At 33.1% G+C, this 17,909-nt stretch carries 21 protein-coding genes; 16 read left to right on the top strand and 5 right to left on the bottom strand.

What is annotated here, in order from left to right; all coding sequences use genetic code 11:
- Window positions 1-221: 221 nt before the first annotated feature.
- The gene (locus tag AB3211_RS05610) at window positions 222-1,991 is read right to left on the bottom strand and encodes an ABC transporter ATP-binding protein (RefSeq protein ID WP_367363910.1); all 1,770 of its coding nucleotides are present in this window, start codon (window positions 1,989-1,991) and stop codon (window positions 222-224) included.
- Window positions 1,992-2,116: 125 nt separating this feature from the next.
- Here AB3211_RS05610 and AB3211_RS05615 point away from each other — a divergent pair, with 125 nt between their 5' ends.
- The 10 genes from AB3211_RS05615 to sucD all read left to right on the top strand — a co-directional run bounded on the left by AB3211_RS05615 (window position 2,117) and on the right by sucD (window position 10,210).
- Window positions 2,117-2,374: a DUF2671 domain-containing protein gene (locus AB3211_RS05615; RefSeq protein ID WP_367363911.1), complete on the top strand. Its 258-nt coding sequence runs from the start codon at window positions 2,117-2,119 to the stop codon at window positions 2,372-2,374.
- A 112-nt stretch (window positions 2,375-2,486) separates the two neighbouring features.
- Window positions 2,487-2,981: a copper chaperone PCu(A)C gene (locus tag AB3211_RS05620; protein WP_367363912.1), complete on the top strand. Its 495-nt coding sequence runs from the start codon at window positions 2,487-2,489 to the stop codon at window positions 2,979-2,981.
- Between the two features lie 616 nt (window positions 2,982-3,597).
- On the top strand, window positions 3,598-4,164 hold the full coding sequence (dcd, locus tag AB3211_RS05625; RefSeq protein WP_367363913.1) for a dCTP deaminase: 567 nt from the start codon (window positions 3,598-3,600) through the stop codon (window positions 4,162-4,164).
- Window positions 4,165-4,192: 28 nt separating this feature from the next.
- Window positions 4,193-4,642 carry a protein-export chaperone SecB gene (secB, locus tag AB3211_RS05630; RefSeq protein WP_367363914.1) on the top strand — a complete coding sequence of 150 codons (450 nt, stop codon included), beginning with the start codon at window positions 4,193-4,195 and terminating at the stop codon, window positions 4,640-4,642.
- A gap of 257 nt (window positions 4,643-4,899) precedes the next feature.
- On the top strand, window positions 4,900-5,661 hold the full coding sequence (ctrA, locus tag AB3211_RS05635; RefSeq protein WP_367363915.1) for a response regulator transcription factor CtrA: 762 nt from the start codon (window positions 4,900-4,902) through the stop codon (window positions 5,659-5,661).
- Window positions 5,662-5,878: 217 nt separating this feature from the next.
- The gene (locus AB3211_RS05640) at window positions 5,879-6,229 is read left to right on the top strand and encodes a hypothetical protein (protein WP_367363916.1); all 351 of its coding nucleotides are present in this window, start codon (window positions 5,879-5,881) and stop codon (window positions 6,227-6,229) included.
- Between the two features lie 24 nt (window positions 6,230-6,253).
- A complete protein-coding gene (locus tag AB3211_RS05645; protein ID WP_341758289.1) occupies window positions 6,254-6,928 on the top strand; it encodes a DUF5394 family protein in 675 nt (224 codons plus the stop codon).
- Window positions 6,929-7,056: 128 nt separating this feature from the next.
- A complete protein-coding gene (locus tag AB3211_RS05650) occupies window positions 7,057-7,893 on the top strand; it encodes a DMT family transporter (RefSeq protein WP_367363917.1) in 837 nt (278 codons plus the stop codon).
- Window positions 7,894-8,141: 248 nt separating this feature from the next.
- Window positions 8,142-9,302 (top strand): ADP-forming succinate--CoA ligase subunit beta, encoded by a 1,161-nt coding sequence (gene sucC, locus AB3211_RS05655; RefSeq protein ID WP_367363918.1) that lies wholly within the window; start codon window positions 8,142-8,144, stop codon window positions 9,300-9,302.
- Window positions 9,303-9,331: 29 nt separating this feature from the next.
- Window positions 9,332-10,210, top strand: a complete 879-nt coding sequence (gene sucD / locus AB3211_RS05660; RefSeq protein WP_367363919.1) for a succinate--CoA ligase subunit alpha — start codon at window positions 9,332-9,334, stop codon at window positions 10,208-10,210.
- On the opposite strand, the gene acpS is transcribed toward sucD, so the two are convergent.
- The 3 genes from acpS to AB3211_RS05675 form a co-directional block, all read right to left on the bottom strand.
- The gene (acpS, locus tag AB3211_RS05665) at window positions 10,207-10,590 is read right to left on the bottom strand and encodes a holo-ACP synthase (RefSeq protein WP_341754304.1); all 384 of its coding nucleotides are present in this window, start codon (window positions 10,588-10,590) and stop codon (window positions 10,207-10,209) included. The genes sucD and acpS overlap by 4 nt on opposite strands.
- A complete protein-coding gene (rpoZ, locus tag AB3211_RS05670) occupies window positions 10,587-10,979 on the bottom strand; it encodes a DNA-directed RNA polymerase subunit omega (protein WP_341754303.1) in 393 nt (130 codons plus the stop codon). Before rpoZ ends, acpS begins: the two co-directional genes overlap by 4 nt.
- A 153-nt stretch (window positions 10,980-11,132) precedes the next feature.
- Entirely contained in the window at window positions 11,133-12,299 is a 1,167-nt protein-coding gene (locus AB3211_RS05675; RefSeq protein WP_367363920.1) for a glycosyltransferase family 4 protein, read from the bottom strand.
- Between the two features lie 24 nt (window positions 12,300-12,323).
- On the opposite strand from AB3211_RS05675, the gene AB3211_RS05680 reads away from it, so the two are divergent.
- The 6 genes from AB3211_RS05680 to AB3211_RS05705 all read left to right on the top strand — a co-directional run bounded on the left by AB3211_RS05680 (window position 12,324) and on the right by AB3211_RS05705 (window position 17,382).
- Window positions 12,324-13,088 (top strand): alpha/beta hydrolase, encoded by a 765-nt coding sequence (locus tag AB3211_RS05680; RefSeq protein WP_367363921.1) that lies wholly within the window; start codon window positions 12,324-12,326, stop codon window positions 13,086-13,088.
- The gene (locus AB3211_RS05685; RefSeq protein WP_341758297.1) at window positions 13,085-13,846 is read left to right on the top strand and encodes a DUF2608 domain-containing protein; all 762 of its coding nucleotides are present in this window, start codon (window positions 13,085-13,087) and stop codon (window positions 13,844-13,846) included. Before AB3211_RS05680 ends, AB3211_RS05685 begins: the two co-directional genes overlap by 4 nt.
- Window positions 13,822-14,835, top strand: a complete 1,014-nt coding sequence (locus AB3211_RS05690) for an efflux RND transporter periplasmic adaptor subunit (RefSeq protein ID WP_367363922.1) — start codon at window positions 13,822-13,824, stop codon at window positions 14,833-14,835. Before AB3211_RS05685 ends, AB3211_RS05690 begins: the two co-directional genes overlap by 25 nt.
- 86 nt (window positions 14,836-14,921) lie before the next feature.
- Window positions 14,922-15,893 carry an SPFH domain-containing protein gene (locus AB3211_RS05695; protein ID WP_341754299.1) on the top strand — a complete coding sequence of 324 codons (972 nt, stop codon included), beginning with the start codon at window positions 14,922-14,924 and terminating at the stop codon, window positions 15,891-15,893.
- Between the two features lie 18 nt (window positions 15,894-15,911).
- Entirely contained in the window at window positions 15,912-16,691 is a 780-nt protein-coding gene (locus AB3211_RS05700) for a GNAT family N-acetyltransferase (protein WP_367363923.1), read from the top strand.
- 88 nt (window positions 16,692-16,779) lie between these two features.
- Window positions 16,780-17,382, top strand: coding sequence for an ATP-dependent Clp protease proteolytic subunit (locus tag AB3211_RS05705; RefSeq protein ID WP_341754920.1), 603 nt, complete (start codon window positions 16,780-16,782; stop codon window positions 17,380-17,382).
- 296 nt (window positions 17,383-17,678) lie between these two features.
- Here the strand turns inward: AB3211_RS05705 and AB3211_RS05710 are convergent, their stop codons facing one another.
- Complete coding sequence (locus AB3211_RS05710) at window positions 17,679-17,909, bottom strand: hypothetical protein (protein ID WP_367363924.1); 231 nt, start codon at window positions 17,907-17,909, stop codon at window positions 17,679-17,681.

Consider the following 17,909-nt stretch of genomic DNA (forward strand, 5'->3'; position numbering starts at 1 on the left):
AAATAGTATAATTATGTGACCGAATTATATTCGTGATCACGGTAGTAAGTAAAGTTTCTTTTACTTACTCGTCCATACCATCATTCTTAGCAACGGCGGGAATCTAAAAAAACAGCCTAAAAGACTATTAAACATTATTAGATCCCAGCTTTCGCTGGGATGACATCGTTTTGAGCGTAGTTAATAATGGGAAATGGTATAATAAATAATCAGCAATTTCTTTAAATTATTAAACCTTTTACTTGTGATTTCCATAGTTTTTTGTACAATTTACTGTTTTTTAGTAATTCCTCATGTTGTCCATCTTCAACTATGCTACCTTCATTAAAAACCAAAATTCTATCCATATTCAACAAAGTTGATAATCTATGAGCTATAACTAATACAGTTTTATTTTGCATTAAGTAATATAGAGAATCTTGTATCAACTCCTCAGTCTCACTATCTAGACTACTTGTTGCTTCATCAAGAATTAATATTGAAGCATTCTTTAATATGGCCCGTGCTATTATTATTCTCTGTCTCTGACCACCTGACAAGTTATTACCCCTTTCACCACATAAGCTTTGGTATCCTTCTGGTAGACCCTCAATAAATTCATGTATATGAGCTAATTTTGCTGCCTCTATTACCTCTTCTAAGCTAGCATCTTTTTTTCCATATCTAATATTATCCATGACTGTCCTATGAAATAGGATCGGTTCTTGCGGTATTATACTAATATTTTCTCGTAAAGAGTCTTGTGTGACATATCTAATATTTTGCCCATCAATTAGAATTTCTCCTTGGTCTATATCGTGCAACCGTGTAATAAGATTAATAAAAGTTGTTTTTCCTGAACCAGAAAACCCTACTAATCCAACCTTTTGTTGACTAAAAATTGTAACGGATTTATTCTCAAATAAATTATTATTATGATAATATTTAAAACTAACATTTTTAAATATTATCTCACCTGTTGTAACTTTTAGAAGATGGGCATTCTCAATATCTTCTATAATATGAGGTTTCATTAATGATACACTTTGATTAAAAGAACCAAACTCTTCGAACATATCTCCTACTTCCTGCGTTAGATCCCAAATTTCACTACTAACCGTTATAGACAAAGTAAGTATCAATACGCAATCTCCTATAGTTATTTGCATTTGACTACGAAGCTGAGCTAGATAATAAACCATTATAAAAATCATTATAGAACAAGCTATGCCTAGTACAATACGTAGCTTAAACATAAAGAGTTGCATAATTTGTTCATTAACTACAGCATCATCTATTCTTACTTCTAGATTCTGACGTTCAAATTTATGAGAAGTAAACATCCGTATTGCACCAATATTTGCAATTGCATCAACAATACTGCCGGCAACTATTGATTTGCTTTGTGCATAATTTACTGAATATTTGTTTATTGTACTTGAACAGATAACGCTAGTCCCTACAAAAACACAAATATGTATAAGGAATATAGTAGCAAATATTTGATGTACCCAGTACATTGTTCCAATAGCAAAAACAATTATAGCTAGTTTGTATAGAATTTTCTCTCCAAATAAAGACAAAACCATTTCAAAAGATCTAGCTCCTTCAGTAATACGATTGGTAATATGACCAGCAAGGTTTTCTTGAAAAAATCTATGATTATGGTACTGAGTGTAATTATACATTTTGTCTAATATCTGAGCTTTGATATACGGCATTGTTTTTAGATAAATATAATCATAAATTCGCCACATAGTATTTACACATACCCACCAAAATGCATATATTATTGCCCAAAATAACATGGAGGAAGGTAGGTCTTTAACTGTTTCATCAGAAAAAGACTCAATCAAATTTATAATTTTTTGTAGCAATACACTATCAACAGCTGGTATCATCCCCCGTATTATGCATAACAACCCTAAAATAGTTAGTTTAATTCTGTTTTGCTTTAAAAAATAGAAAAATAACCCTATTGCAGACTTTGAAAAATCAAAACCTTCTAGCACAGCACACACCTCATTACAAAAAAAACTAATTAGACTAAATAACCTAAATTAACCTAACAACAAACTCTTGCCACCTTATTACTAAACTGTTATAAAAACGTACACAATATCTGAAGTTGTTGAGAATGAAAGAAAAAAACGTACCTATTTTGAATACCCCAACTAAGAAAACTATAAGCTCATTAGATACTGAGAATAATCCCTTTTTTAATGTTAAGTATATTTGTCAATCAACGACTCTAATTACTGAATCTATACAAAAAGGCTTTGATGTTGCCCAGTTACCTAATGGAGATATTACAGTTACAGAAATTAAAACAGTAAATGTTCACTATCATTGGGATTCTGTTAAACAAAGATTTGTTAAAGTAAGCCAAAGTTAGCATTATACACTATAAATATATTATTTTTTTGCAAAATATACTTAGTGTATGTATAATATGTTGTATAATTAAGTGACTCGAGTGTGTAATTAATTTAATTTATGGTAATAATATGCTACTTAAGAACATAGTAACCCTCATTGCTGTTACTTTATATTTCAGCCTATCAATATGTTTTGCAACTACCACGCCAAGTAATAACAATCCAGCAGCATCATTAGAAGTATCAACTCCTACTGCATCAACTGCATCTATTAAAATACTAAATGCTTGGGCAAGAGATTCTGCTACTAATAATTCTGCAATATATTTTGAGATTTTTAATGACTCTGACCTCGATTATAATTTGGTAAATGTTTCTTCAGATATAGCTAACAAGGTTGAATTACATAAAAGTTTTGTTGATGAAAAAGGGGTTAGCAGAATGGTAAAACTCGATAAGCTAGTCATCCCAGCTAAAAGTAGTGCTATTTTACAACCGGGTGGTATGCATATTATGCTCTTGGATATAAAAACCATACTAAAAGTTGGTGATCACTTTGATTTATCCTTATATTTCGATAATGGTCTTCAGAAAGTTGTTCAAGTAGAAGTAAAAACAAAGTAGTTAGTCGTTCTTATAATGAATGGATATTTATACACCTTATGTGCCAGCTATCATAGTACCCTACATTTTTCTATAATCGTCATCGCGAGGCATCTTTAGATGCCGTGGCGATCCAGGTAAACAGCGAAGCTGTTTTTTCTAGTACGCTTCGCGTATCTTGGATTGCCGCGTCGCCGCTTTCAGCGACTCCTCGCTAATAGACGATCAGCAGCCATTTTAATAGTGGTTATATAAAAAATGTAGGGTACTATGGCCAGCTATCGTTAACTCTAGTATCGGTAATAGTCTAGATGTCATCTACGCTGGCAAAGCCTTCCTTGGTTATTGTTCCCATTCTTTAGATCATCCGAGTATACCCTTCGCCTTTCAAGTGTTGGCGTTGTGGCACGATGGGACTTCGCGTAGGAACAACGGTTTGACTACGCTCCGCTTACTCGCCACTCGTACGCCTAGCCAACTCTTGCAATTCATCGGGTATATACGCAAATCTCCCACATTTTTGCGAAACTAATAAATATTTTAATGAAGCTGCCCTGCTAATTAAAGTTTTAGTACTTTTAATTTTTAACTATATCATTTATATTCGAGAATTTAAACATAGTATGTGTAATTATATATGACCATTATGTCTGATAATTGGATAAGAAAAATGTGTATAGAACACGATATGATTGCACCTTTTACTGATACGCAGGTTAGATTGAATAATTCAGAGAGAATTATTTCTTATGGTTTATCTTCATACGGTTATGATGCAAGAGTCTCGAAGGAATTTAAAATATTTACTAATATTAATTCAGCAATAGTTGATCCAAAAAATTTTGATGAATATAGTTTAGTAGACAGAGAGGTTGATGTTTGTATTATTCCACCAAACAGTTTTGCCTTAGCAAGAACAATTGAGTATTTTAAAATTCCAAGAGATGTGCTAGTTGTTTGTGTTGGCAAATCAACCTATGCAAGATGTGGTATAATTGTTAACGTAACGCCGTTAGAACCGGAATGGGAAGGGCATGTGACATTAGAGTTTTCCAATACTACCCCACTGCCAGCAAGAATTTATGCTAATGAAGGAGCATGTCAATTTTTGTTTTTAAAAGGTGATCAAACTTGTAATATATCTTATGCCGATCGTTATGGGAAATATATGAAACAAAAAGGTGTTACCCTTCCAATAACTTAAAATTTAAAATGTAAAGGACTATATTATTATGAAAGATACTAACCAAAAAGAAATGCCTCATATCGCTGTTAATGCACAATACATAAAGGATTTGTCTTTTGAAAATCCAGATGCTCCGAGATCTTTAGTATCTTTGGAACGTAATCCACAAATTGATTTATTCCTAGACCTCAATATTTCTAATTTACCGGAAGAGAATTTTTATGAGGTAGAATTAAGTATAGAAGCTAAAGCAATGAGTGAAAAGCATAAACTATTTATAATAGACCTAAAATATGCGGGGGTTTTTAATTTAATTAATATAGAGGAAGATCAACACCAAATAATACTAGCAATTCATTGTCCAGCAATGATTTTCCCATTTGCTAGAAAAATTATTGCTGATGTTACTCAGGATGGCGGTTTCCAACCATTGATGATTGACCCGATTGATTTTGGTGCTTTATATCATAAAAAAATGCAAGAAAATGATAATTAACCAAGTAATATTTATTTGATATATACTCAAATGATTTGGAGCATTGGATTCGAAAATGAGGGGCAAGCGAACGGAATGTACATGAGTACGCGAGTCCTTGATATTTTCAAAAAACAATTTTTCACAGCAGAAGAGTATAGTTGAATCTTATTTTGATAAAATTACTTGCTCTTATAGAGATAAAATGAGAACATAGACTATGTAATAAAGAATAATAAATTAATATTATAGAAAAATTTGTTAATGGGAGAAATGTCATGAGGGTACTGTTAGTAGAAGATAATAGTGATATAGCTAGTTCTATTGAATTAACCTTAGCTTCAGAAGGAATTATTTGTGAGGTGGTGGAGTTTGGTACAGAAGGAATAGAAATAGCTAAAATTTATAATTATGATTTAATTATTTTAGACCTGATGCTGCCAGATATTAGTGGATTCGAAGTCCTACTGAGATTACGTTCTGCTAAAGTAAAAATACCTATACTGATTTTATCAGGTATTACTACAGTTGATCAAAAAATCAAAGGACTTACGTGTGGGGCAGATGATTATATCACAAAACCATTTAACCGCGAAGAGTTAATTGCTCGTATTTATGCAATTGTTCGTCGTTCTAAAGGACATTCTGAGTCAGTGGTTAGGTTTGACAAGGTAAGTATTCATCTTGATACTAGAATTGTAGAAGTTGATGGAACAAGGGTTCATTTAACGAATAAGGAATATGCTATTTTAGAATTATTAGTCTTACGTAGGGGAACAGTACTGAATAAGGAGATGTTCTTAGACCATCTTTATAGTAGTGTTGATGAGCCGGAGATTAAAATTATAGACGTATTTGTATGCAAATTACGTAAGAAATTAGCTGATGCTGCTGGTGGTACAAACTACATTGATACAGTATGGGGACGTGGTTATATGTTGAAAGAATATGATGAACAAGAAACATTATTGCATCATTCTCAAGGAGAAGTTATTGAACCATCTCTAGAATCAGAGGTAGAAGATAACAAAGAGTCGTGATACTCGATAAAAATCAAGAATTGCGTTGTCGTCTTCAGGGATCGTAGGTAGCCACGTACTAAATGTACGCCTAGCACCTCGACCCTTTGACTCCTAGCACTTCATAATTTTTATCTTCGTCTATCAACTCTTCATTTACGAGTAGTATAATAAAATAAAAGATTATGATTTTTATCAAAGATATGACAGAAACTTAATTTAATATAGATAGAGCATCATGATACCTAGCAAGATAGAATTAACCGGTAAAGTCTATATTAAATATGTTGATCCTATACCAGCACCAGATGTCGGGGATGTTAAGCTTTTATTAAATGATGATGCGTTGAGTCTTAATAAAGGAGATTATGATAACTTAAAGTCAAGTGGTTATATTAAAGCAAAAATTTTTGATGGACTTGTTTGGCAAAATATTAGTATAAGTGAGTTATGTTTCGAAAAAGAACATAAATTTACCAAAAAACAAAAATCTATTGACTCAGCCTTACTGTGCCGAAGTATAATTGAAAAACATCGGGGAGTCACGTTGTACCGAACTTATAGAGGACATTTTACTACTCAAGAATAGACTTCGTAAACAGGGGACTAATAAATGGAAACAGATGACAAAAAACCAAAGGACTCTAGAAAATTGGCAGACCAAATTAAGGATGCATTAGTAGGCATCACTGATGATGAGCTTGGATCTGATGAGGCGATGGAAATTTTCAATGAGTTAAGTAAAAACGATGCTTTCGAACAGGAAATAGAACAAATATTGGCTTGTCTTAACGAGCAAACAATGGATCTAACAAAATTACAGACTCAGATCATCCTATTAATAAAAAAATATTTAGGTAAACTTGGACACAAGAAATTAGAAAAATTAGGTGTTAAAATTGATGAGAACCTTGTTAGTAAGAATGTTGCTGAAGTAAGTAGTTACTTAATGCAACAACATTCGCAATTGGTAAAAGAAGCTAACCGAGGTTTGATAAAATCAAAAGATAAGCTACAAGGTATAAGTAATCAATCTAGATTGGAAGCAAGACGTTTAGTGAAAAATTTTGCTTTATACCAAGTTTATAAGTTCATGAACCCTAAAAGAATAGCTGGAGAAACAAAGGAAGAAAATTTTGCTTATAATATGATTAGAGGGGGGATAGATCTAGCTAAAAAATATGAAGGTGGATCAAAAAATGATCTTAAATCTTATTCTCCAGAATTTATCAAAAAATTAGATAAGGCTCATCAGAATTTTAAAGGTAGTGGTAGGACAATTTATTGATTAATGCGAGTTACCCATTATACCCCAATTCGCGTATTATGGATTGTTTTACGTTCCAATTGAAGTAGGAGAAGTATACGCGAATACCTAGAAATTTTGCAAAGTCAATTCATTAGAGTAGAACCACTATGAAAGCAACATTATATATCTTAAGTGCATTTGGACTTGGAGCAATGAAAGCTAGTATAGTAAAATCTCTTAATAGTAGTATACCTATTTCTCTAGTTGTATTTTTACAATTCTTTCTTTGTGCTATCTTTTTTTTACCAAAAGTTATTAGGTCTCGTGGTCAATTAATAGTATCACAGCGATATTGTGCATTAATTACAAGGGGATTATTGGGTACAGCATATTGGTATTGCGTGTTTTCATCAGTAAATTACTTGTCTCTTTTCAATGTTAGTACACTTACGAATCTGTCTCCAATTTGGGTACTGCTAATAACGGGTATTTTTACTGATAAATCTATCAAAAATGATCTATTATTTTTAGCAATGATTGGGTTTATTGGCTGTTTATTAATACTGAAGCCATCAGTAGAAATTATAAATTTAGGAGCCATTTTTGGATTATTTAGCGGAATATTTATGGCATTAACTATTATATCATTACACAACTTACTAAAAACAGAGACCTCAGATAGAGTATTAGTGTATTATTTTTGGATTTCCTCTCTTATTATGTTACCATTTTTAGTGGATTTTAATATAACGCAAGTTTCTTCAAAGGATTGGATATTGCTATTAATCAACGCTCTGTTGATGCTTTTACACCAAATATTATTAAATAAGGGATTAGAAATTGGTTTAGCTACTGAAATGAGTATACTAGCTTATAGCAGCGTTGTATTTTCTTTAATTTTAAGTGTAGTTATATGGCAAGAAATACCGGATAGTTTTTCAATTATTGGAGCAATAATAATAATCTCAAGTGGAGTATATATATCTAGGAGACAAAAATCGTAAGCAAAAAGTAGAGTAAGATGAATATACCTATTAGTTTAACCTCAGTTTGATGTAATAAATTAATAGTAGGCTTAAGTAATCATCACCATTAGGGATGACATCGGTAGTGGTTAAATTTACATCTATAACAACTAATAACTGTGACTTTTAAATTACCCTGCCTAACAAGTAGTAAATGAAGCTTTACAAATTGGCAACATTTGTAGTATATAAGAGCCTAGGATTAAATTATTTAAAGAATTATAAAAATGAATATTCATGAATACCAAGCAAAGATGATTCTGAGGCAATATGGTATACCTACTTCTACAGGAGTTGTAATATTGCAAAAAGAAGACATCGATAGGCTAATTGATGGTTTAGAAGCAGAAATATATGTGGTTAAAGCCCAAATCCACGCAGGTGGTAGGGGAAAAGCTGGTGGTGTAAAAGTTGTAAGAACTAAAGAAGAGGCAAAGAAAGCAGCACATGCAATGTTTGGCATTAACTTAGTAACTCATCAGACGTCAGCTATTGGCCAAAAGGTTCGCCATCTCTATGTTGAATCTGGGTGTGATATTTTAAAAGAATATTATTTTAGTGCCGTTTTTGATCGTAGTAATAGCAAGGTAACTTTTATAGCTTCTACTGAAGGTGGGATAGATATTGAAGAAGTTGCTCATAATACTCCAGAGAAAATTATTAAAGTATCAGTTGATCCTGCAACAGGCATACAGCCATTTCATTGTCGTAGAATGGCATATAAGCTTGGCTTTAAGAATGATCAGGCAAAACAAATGATGAAAATTGTTGAATCAACCTATCGAGCTTTTATAGCAACTGATGCTAATCAAATTGAAATTAATCCATTAATAACAAAAGCTGATGGTAGTTTATTGGCACTTGATGCCAAGATTAACTTTGATGATAATGGACTATTTAAACATCCTGATATTTTAAATATGCGGGATGATGATGAAGAAGATGCTCTTGAAATAAAAGCAGCTGGCCTTGGTCTTAGTTATGTTAAGATGGATGGTACTATTGGTTGTATGGTGAATGGGGCTGGGCTAGCTATGGCTACAATGGATATTATCAAGCTTTATGGTGCTGAACCGGCAAATTTTTTAGATGTTGGTGGTGGGGCTGATCGTGAGAAAGTAACGGAAGCACTAAAAATAATTTTATCAGATTCACATGTACAAGGGGTTTTAGTTAATATTTTTGGTGGTATAATGCGTTGTGATATAATAGCTGAAGGAATTATTGCTGCAGTGAAAGAGATTGGCATTACAGTTCCACTGGTTGTACGTTTAGCTGGGACCAATTTTGAATTAGGTAAAAATATTTTAGCAAATTCTGGTTTAAAAATAATTGCTGCAAATGATTTAGGTGATGCTGCTGTTAAGATCGTCGATGCAGTAAAATAATTCATATAAAAAATACGGAAAATGCATATATGTCAATATTAGTTGATAAAAATACAAAAGTAATTTGCCAAGGTTTTACTGGCTCTCAAGGGACTTTTCATTCTGAGCAGGCCATCAGTTATGGTACTAAAATGGTAGGAGGGGTAACTCCTGGAAAAGGTGGAAATACTCATCTAGATCTACCTGTATATAATACAGTACATGAGGCAGTTGCAAAAACTAAGGCTACTGCCAGCGTTATTTATGTTCCACCACCTTTTGCTGCTGATTCAATTTTGGAAGCTATAGATGCAGGAATTAGTTTGGTAGTGTGTATTACAGAAGGAATACCGATACTTGATATGATAAAGGTCAAAAGGGCATTAATCGGATCAAAAACTAGATTAATTGGGCCAAATTGTCCTGGTATTATTACTCCTGATGAATGCAAAATCGGTATAATGCCTGGTTATATTCATAAGAGAGGTGGGGTGGGAATTATATCCCGGTCCGGTACTTTGACTTATGAAGCAGTAGCACAGACTACAGCTGTTGGCCTTGGTCAATCTACCTGTATTGGTATTGGTGGAGATCCAGTTAACGGCACCGATTTTGTTGATTGTATTGAAATGTTTTTACAAGATGATGAAACAAAATCGATTATTATGATTGGTGAAATAGGTGGGGGTGCTGAGGAAGATGCTGCTAAATTAATAAAAAGCTCAAAGATTAAAAAACCAATGGTTAGTTTTATTGCTGGTGTTACTGCTCCTGAAGGTAAAAGAATGGGGCATGCTGGTGCTATTATTTCTAATGGACAGGGTTCAGCTGAAGATAAGTTGGAGGCGTTGCAAAGTGCAGGTGTTACTATCACTAGATCGCCAGCTGATATTGGTAAAACTATGTTTGAACTATTAGAAAAGCTCTAAACCTTAGAGGTAATGACTGCAAAAGCTACAGAAATTGGGTAATCGTCTGAAATGGACAAGTGAATTTTGATTTGTCCAAATTTGTTTGGATTTTCAGGATGACAAATTTGGACAAAGGGCTTTCCTAAGGCATCATTTAGTACAGAGATGTCTTTAAATTGTAAACCCCGCCCAATTCCGACACCAAGGGCTTTGCTAACTGCCTCTTTCGCAGCAAACCTTTTCGCCAAAAAACAACCATATTGGTCTTTGCTTAGAGAAGTTAGCTTTTGTATTTCCGTTTTAGAAAGAATTTTGTTTATAAAACGCTGGTCATATAGGTTTAAGATCCTTTCTATTCTTGGAATTTGTACTATATCTGTACCAACACCAATAATCATTTTTGTTCATCATCACTAGCATTATCATCAAATATTTGATCATCTAAATCAGAGTAGTCTTCAGTAACACAAAGATCTGAGCCGCTTGGTAAATAATCAAACTCTTCTACAGCAGTATCAAGGGAAGCCTCAGTATTTTCTTCATCAATAGGATCGATTCTACTTTTTGTTCGAAGACGTTTTAATAATTGTGCCTTTAGGGCTGGAATCGTTATATGACCAGCAGCTATTTCACGTAATGCCAGCACAGTTGCCTTATCACCTTTAACGTTATTAATAGTCATTTTACTACCGGAATTTATATCATTTGCTCTTTGAGCAGCTAAAGCTACAAGCTTAAACCTATCGTGAATTTTTCCAACACAATCTTCAATCGTTATCCTAGCCATAATACTCTCTTTTTAATCTTACAATAACGGGTCAGTATAAAGTATAATTAGTATATTTCAAGAATAGAATTTTCATTGCCTCTCTAGGGTAGTTTAAAAATCGTAGCTACAGGTGGGAAGATATAAGAGAACTACAAAGAACTGGGGAAAATATTATGTTTTTTTGAGCATTTCTTTATATAGATCTAAGGTTTTACTAAGCATTAAATCAAGGGAAAAATTATCGATTACTGCTTTTCTTGCTGCTTGTTGTATTTTTTTACCTTCATTGGTTTTGAGTATAGATAAGCAATGTTCGATTTTTTCTGCTAAATCGACAGCATCGTTTGGTTTGACATGAAATCCAGTTTTTTTATCTAATATTGTTTCAATAGCTCCACCTATATTTGTAGCAATTACTAGCTTTTCCATTGATTGTCCTTCAGTTATAGTTCGACCAAATGCTTCTGGCTCAATTGAAGTAGATATTACTATATCTGAAATACCGTAAAGGCTAAGCATATCAGCTTCATTACCAAAAATTTGAATTTTACTTTGTAGCTTCAATAAGTTTATAAGAGATTTTACTCGGTTGGTAAAATTGGGATGTTTGGATAAATCTCCAACCATTAGACAGTAGAAATCTAGATGTTTTAATTTGCCAAGTGCTTCAACAAGGGTAAGATGCCCCTTCCAACTGGTCATTCTTGATGGTAATAATATTATAGGAGTATTGTTAGATATACCGTATTTCTTTTTATGTTTTAGTAATTTTTCTTCTGTAACATTTTTTGGATTGAAATAACGATAATCTACCCCTCGACATATTACAACAATTTGATCTTCTAGGATTTGATAATTAATTAATATATGGTGTTTTACAAAATTAGACACAGCTATGATCTTTTCGCCTTTGACCATGACGCTATTATAAAAATGTTTGAAAGGATTCGAGATGTTGTAGACTCCGTGGAATGTTGTTAAGAATTTAGTGCCTGTAGCCTTTGCCGCCATATAACAACTCCAAGCTGGAGCTCTCGATCTTGCATGTACTATATCTACGTTATATTCCTTAATTATTTCTGACAGAATTCTTGCGTTTTTCCATATTGTCAAAGGATTTTTAGTAGCACTATTCATAGAAATATGTGGCACTCCTGCCGCCACTAATTCTTCAACCAATGAACCACCAGATGAAACTACAATAACATTATAATCAACTTTTTTTAACATTTTAGCCACTTCAATTGTTCCTCGCTCTACTCCACCAGAGAATAAAGCTGGAACTACTTGCAAAATGGTGGGTGTATGATATCGTTTGGGTGAATCTGATGAAATCATTAATCTTTTACATAATTAATTTAAATGCGTAAAATATATAATACAGAAAAGAAAAGATTTATCACTTACAATCATCACGAAAGTAGTAAAAAAAATATGCCATCGGTAATTTTCTTGCATGGCTTAATGTCGGGTATGAATGGTAAAAAGGCTATATTTCTTGAGAATTACTGTAAAAAACGTGATTATAATTTTATCACATTTGATAACTTTGGTCATGGAGAATCATCAGGTAGATTTCTAGATGAAACGATTGGATCTTGGCTTACAGGGGTTGAACTAGTTTTAAATAAACTTGTAGTGCAACCAGCTATTATAATAGGCTCCAGTATGGGTGGTTGGTTAGCTATTCTTGCTGCTATAAAATTTCCTAGTAAGGTTTGTGGTCTTGTTTGTATTGCTCCTGCCCTAGATTTTACAGAAAATATTTGGCAAAATTTAACTGAAATGCAAAAAACACAAATGCAACAACAAAAGTACCTTGAGATTGGTAGTCCTAATTGCAGCTATAAATATCCAATAAGTTATCAATTAATACTCGAAGCTAGAAATCACTTGTTACTAAATTCAAATAGTATTAATCTTAAGGGAGTTATTCATTTAATTCACGGGATGCTAGATGAAGACGTACCTTATACCATCTCAAATAACCTGGTAGAAAAGATTACTAGTGATATGGTAGTGATGAAATTAATAAAAGACGGAGTTCATACTCTTGTACGAGAATCAGATTTAGCTATAATAGCTAATTCTTTGGAAGAAATAATAAACTTATCATTAGAACTATGAATAAACATATATTTGCTAAAACAACTAAGGTTTCCGATTTTTTAAAAATATCAGAAGTAATAGATAAGCTAGATCAAGATAGCTTGGTGCTTTTTGATGTAGATGACGTACTTATCATGGATCAAGATGAATATCGCTTAACTCATCCTTATAGACGGCAGTGGCGTGCTGAAAGCAAAAACCGTCTTACGAGAGAAGAAAGACATCTTTTATTCAGTATTATTTTAAAAAATCGTACTATTCGCTTAGTGGACTATAATATAACTGATATACTAGGTAGATTATGGAAGATGCAAATCCCAACTGCTGCTCTGACCAAATTATATACAGGGAAATTTGGTGTTATTGAGGATTTTACCAATTGGCGTCTTACAGAGCTTAAAGGGATAAATATAGATTTTATGAAATCTACTCCGATAAAAGAGGAAATATTAGTTGATGAATTACATATTGGGGGTGGTGTGCCAATGATGAAAGAAGGGGTGATTCTTACAGCCGATGTTGATAAAGGTGCAGTATTAGAGAATATTTTACACAAAAAAAACTACTATCCTAAAACAATAATATTTGTTGACGATATTTTAGAAAATATTGAGTCAGTGGCAAAAATATGTAGCAAATTACAGATTAATTTTTATGGTTTTGAATTTGACGGAGCTTCTTTGATCCCGGAAACAGAACTAGATAAAAAAAGTGAAAAAATTCGTTTTGAGATTTTAGAGAAGGAACATCGTTGGATAACAGATTTAAAACTATAATTATTTTTTTGTGTATATGCATTACTTCTTGCTGTGCTATAGCTGAAGAACAAGAAAGTATTGGGGTAAAAGTTACTAAAGTACAAATGGCTGATTTATATAATGTTTTCAGCGTTATAGGACAATGTAAGAGTGGTATGAGCCGTGATTATTATGCACATGTTTCTGGTAGACTTGATGTAGTATCTACTTCCCAAGGAGGTAAGATCCATCAAGGTGATGTTTTGCTTATTATTGACCAAGATTTAGCTATGTCAATTAAGTCACAAGCGGAAGTCTCTTTAAGAAAGGCCAAGGCTTCTTATAACCGTAATAAGGAATTACTTGCCAAAAAATATATTAGTAGTGATGTGCTAGACAAATTTAGCAGCGAGTTAGAAGAAGCTAAGCTTGCTTTTGCTAAAGCAATGAATAGTTACAACGATATGGTTCTTATAGCTCCATTTGATGGATATATTGGTATAATAAAATCCAAAATAGGGGATAAGATAAAACAAGGAGATTATCTTTTTAGCATTATTGCTCAAAACTCTACTACTAATAATATTTTAATGGAGCTACCTGAGGGGCTTTATAATCAGGTGTCAGAATCCACTAATTTAGTGATAACCGATAATAAGGGTGGATTAATTAATGGAAAGATTGCTGAAATCTCACAATATGTTTCAGATAATGGCACTATAAGTGCTAAAATTATCGTTGATTCTAATAGTAATATTGTGCATGGAAGCTATGTAAATATAGATCTAATTCTTAACAAACATAGGAATTTAGCTGTGCCTAATCAATCGGTACAGAGTAATAATAAAGGTGAGTATTTTGTATATAAACTCAATGACAATAAGGTACAACAACTTTATGTTACACTTGGCACTAGTTTAAATGGTTTAACAGAGATTATCTCAAACGAAATTAAGGAAGGAGATATGGTGGTACTGGAAGGGGTTACTAAGATTTATGATGGTAGTGTCGTCAAATTGTTAGATTAACCTGAATTCAATGTAACAAAGTTACATTGTTAAGCATCAACTGCGAACGATGTCATCAACTATGATTAAATTAACAGAGGATTAAAATGGAATATATATTATTAGTTTGTAGTATCGTGGCAATTCTTATTATTGTACAGATGGTTAAGGTTGTACCACAACAACAAGCATGGGTTGTAGAAAAGTTTGGAAAATTTGATAGGGTTTTGCAGCCTGGATTGAATATTTTGATACCAGTGATTCAGAGAGTAGCCTATAAACACACTTTGAAGGAGGAAGCTATTGATGTTACTGCTCAAACAGCCATTTCCAATGATAATGTTACGTTATTAATAGATGGTGTTTTATATGTAAAAATTGTTGATCCAGTTGCTGCATCTTATGGTGTTAGTAGTCCATATTATGCCATCACACAGCTTGCACAGACCACCATGCGTTCAGAAATAGGTAAGTTACCATTAGATAGAACTTTTGAAGAACGAGAAACGTTAAACATCGCTATTGTGTCTGCTATTAACCAAGCTGCAATAAATTGGGGGATACAATGTATGCGTTATGAAATTAAAGATATTCAGCCACCACAAACAATACTTAAAGCGATGGAATTACAAGTTGCAGCAGAACGTCAGAAACGAGCTCAAATTTTGGATTCAGAAGGCAATAGACAAGCAAAAATAAACCATGCAGAAGGTGAGAAGGCTCAAGTTGTATTAAATTCTGAAGCTTCCTATACTGATCAAGTAAATAGAGCTAAAGGTGAAGCTGAGGCAATAGGATTAGTAGCAATGGCTACTGCTAAAAGTATTGAAGTTATTGCCGCATCTATTCAAAAGTCTGGGGGTAATGACGCAGTATCTTTAAAAATTGCTGAACAATATATAAATGCTTTTGGTGAGTTAGCCAAAGATAGTAATACAGTAATTCTTCCGGCAAATCTTTCTGAACCAGGAAGTTTTATAACTCAAGCTTTAAGCATTTTTGATCAGCTAAAATCAGTGAGCAATAAAAAATTGTCTAAGGAATCTTCTATGAAGAAACAAACGAGTGCTAGTGAATAATAAGGTAGCTGAATAAAAATGATTCAAGAAATCAAAAAAATCAGCAATTCGGCAATTATCTCAGAGTTGAAATATTTTCCAAATCAAGCAGTCCTATGGGCAATAGTCGATAGGAATAAAATTGGAAAGATTTTTGAACTTCCGGGGGGTGTTGTCATGGTATTAGAAAATTGTAGAGATCCATTTGTTTTTGTAGCTGGAAACTTAACAGATCAATCAGTTGAAACGTGTATTTCTCTTGTAAATGGGCATGAATTTCCAATGATTTATTGTAATCCTATATATCATTATTTGTTTTTAGAGAAAGGGTGGGATTTTAATTTGCGTGCTGAATTACGGTTAAAAAGTTTGATAAAAATTGAGACAGTAGATGAAGCTATGACGATTAAACCAATAGACACAGCGGAATTATTTAAAAAGTGCTTTTGGTATAAAGAGACTTCTGAATTGTACGGTTCAGATGAGGACTTTTTAAAATATGGTACAGGATACGCTTTGTGTCAAGATGATCAAGTTGTAAGTGAAACGTACGCCATTACTGGAGGCGGTTATGCAGAAATTGGAGTTATTACCCATCCTGATTACCGTGGTAAACAGCACGCTGCACAGGTTGTATCACATCTAATTAAAAAATGTGAAGAAGCAAAAATAGCCCCTATGTGGAGTTGCCACATGCACAATCGATCATCACTTAGATTGGGGCTTAAACTTGGTTTTTTTATATCAAATTATTTCGTACAAATGATACCTAAAATAGACAATGTACTTAGTCCAAGCCTAGCCTCACCAATTGGCTAAAAAATAATTCTTGAAATCATTTGAGTATACCACATTCTTCAGATATAAGAACTTAGACTTTTTATCAATAAATTTAGGAGAAAATTTAATGACATACGTGCCTATAGTAATTGAACAAACCCCTAGAGGGGAAAGAGCCTATGATATCTATTCTAGGTTATTAAAGGAACGCATCGTTTTTGTTTGTGGTCAAATTGAAGATTATATGGCCAATGTGGTGGTTGCCCAATTACTATTCTTAGAGGCAGAAAATCCAGAAAAAGATATATTTATGTATATTAACTCTCCTGGTGGTGTTGTGACTTCTGGCTTGGCAATTTATGATACTATGCAATATATTAAACCTAAAATTTCTACTCTTTGTATAGGGCAGGCTTGTTCCGCGGGGTCTTTGTTGCTTACTGCTGGTGAGAAAAATATGCGTTATTCCCTACCACATAGTCGTATAATGATCCATCAACCGTCGGGTGGTTACCAAGGGCAAGCTACAGATATAGAAATTCATGCTAAAGAAACCATGAAATTAAAAAGAATGCTCAATAACTTATATGTCAAGCATACAGGGCAAGAACTAGATTCTATTGAAAAAAGTATGGAACGTGATAATTTCATGGATCCTGAAGTAGCTAAATCTTTTGGACTTGTTGATGAAATCATCACCGATAGAGCAAAAATCTTAGTAAGAAAATAGCCTTTGCAGGTTATTTTTGGATCCCCGCCGCAGCTCGGATGACATAAACTAAAAGTCGGGCTGCAAACCTAATAGATAAAGGAAAAAGTGCTTAATATGCACTCGATGTCATCCCAGCGAAAGCTGGGATCTAAAAAAATAGCCTGAAAGACTATTAAGTAATATAGATCCCCGCCTACGCGGGGATGACATCGATGGTGGTTGAATTTATATCTATAACAACTATTAATTGTGATTTTTGCATTATCCTGCAATTGAGTGACCATAAGGCTAATTGTTAAACTGAGTCTTGACTCCTACTCATCTATTGCTCCTATTAGTTGTGGTTCGTTATTATGATTAGTACAATAAATCTCTTCGTAAGTAGTGTTTTCTGTATATTTTGCTACTTCTTTATGATTCATTTCTTTAGTAAATAACATTAATTTTTTGTTATATTCATTTATATAAGTTTTATAAGCCAGTAATCTGGTTGTCAATAAGCGTTGAAAAATGACCCAGGAAGAGCGTTGAAAAATGACCCACAT

The organism is Candidatus Tisiphia endosymbiont of Nedyus quadrimaculatus (genome assembly GCF_964059235.1).
Classification (GTDB): domain Bacteria; phylum Pseudomonadota; class Alphaproteobacteria; order Rickettsiales; family Rickettsiaceae; genus Tisiphia.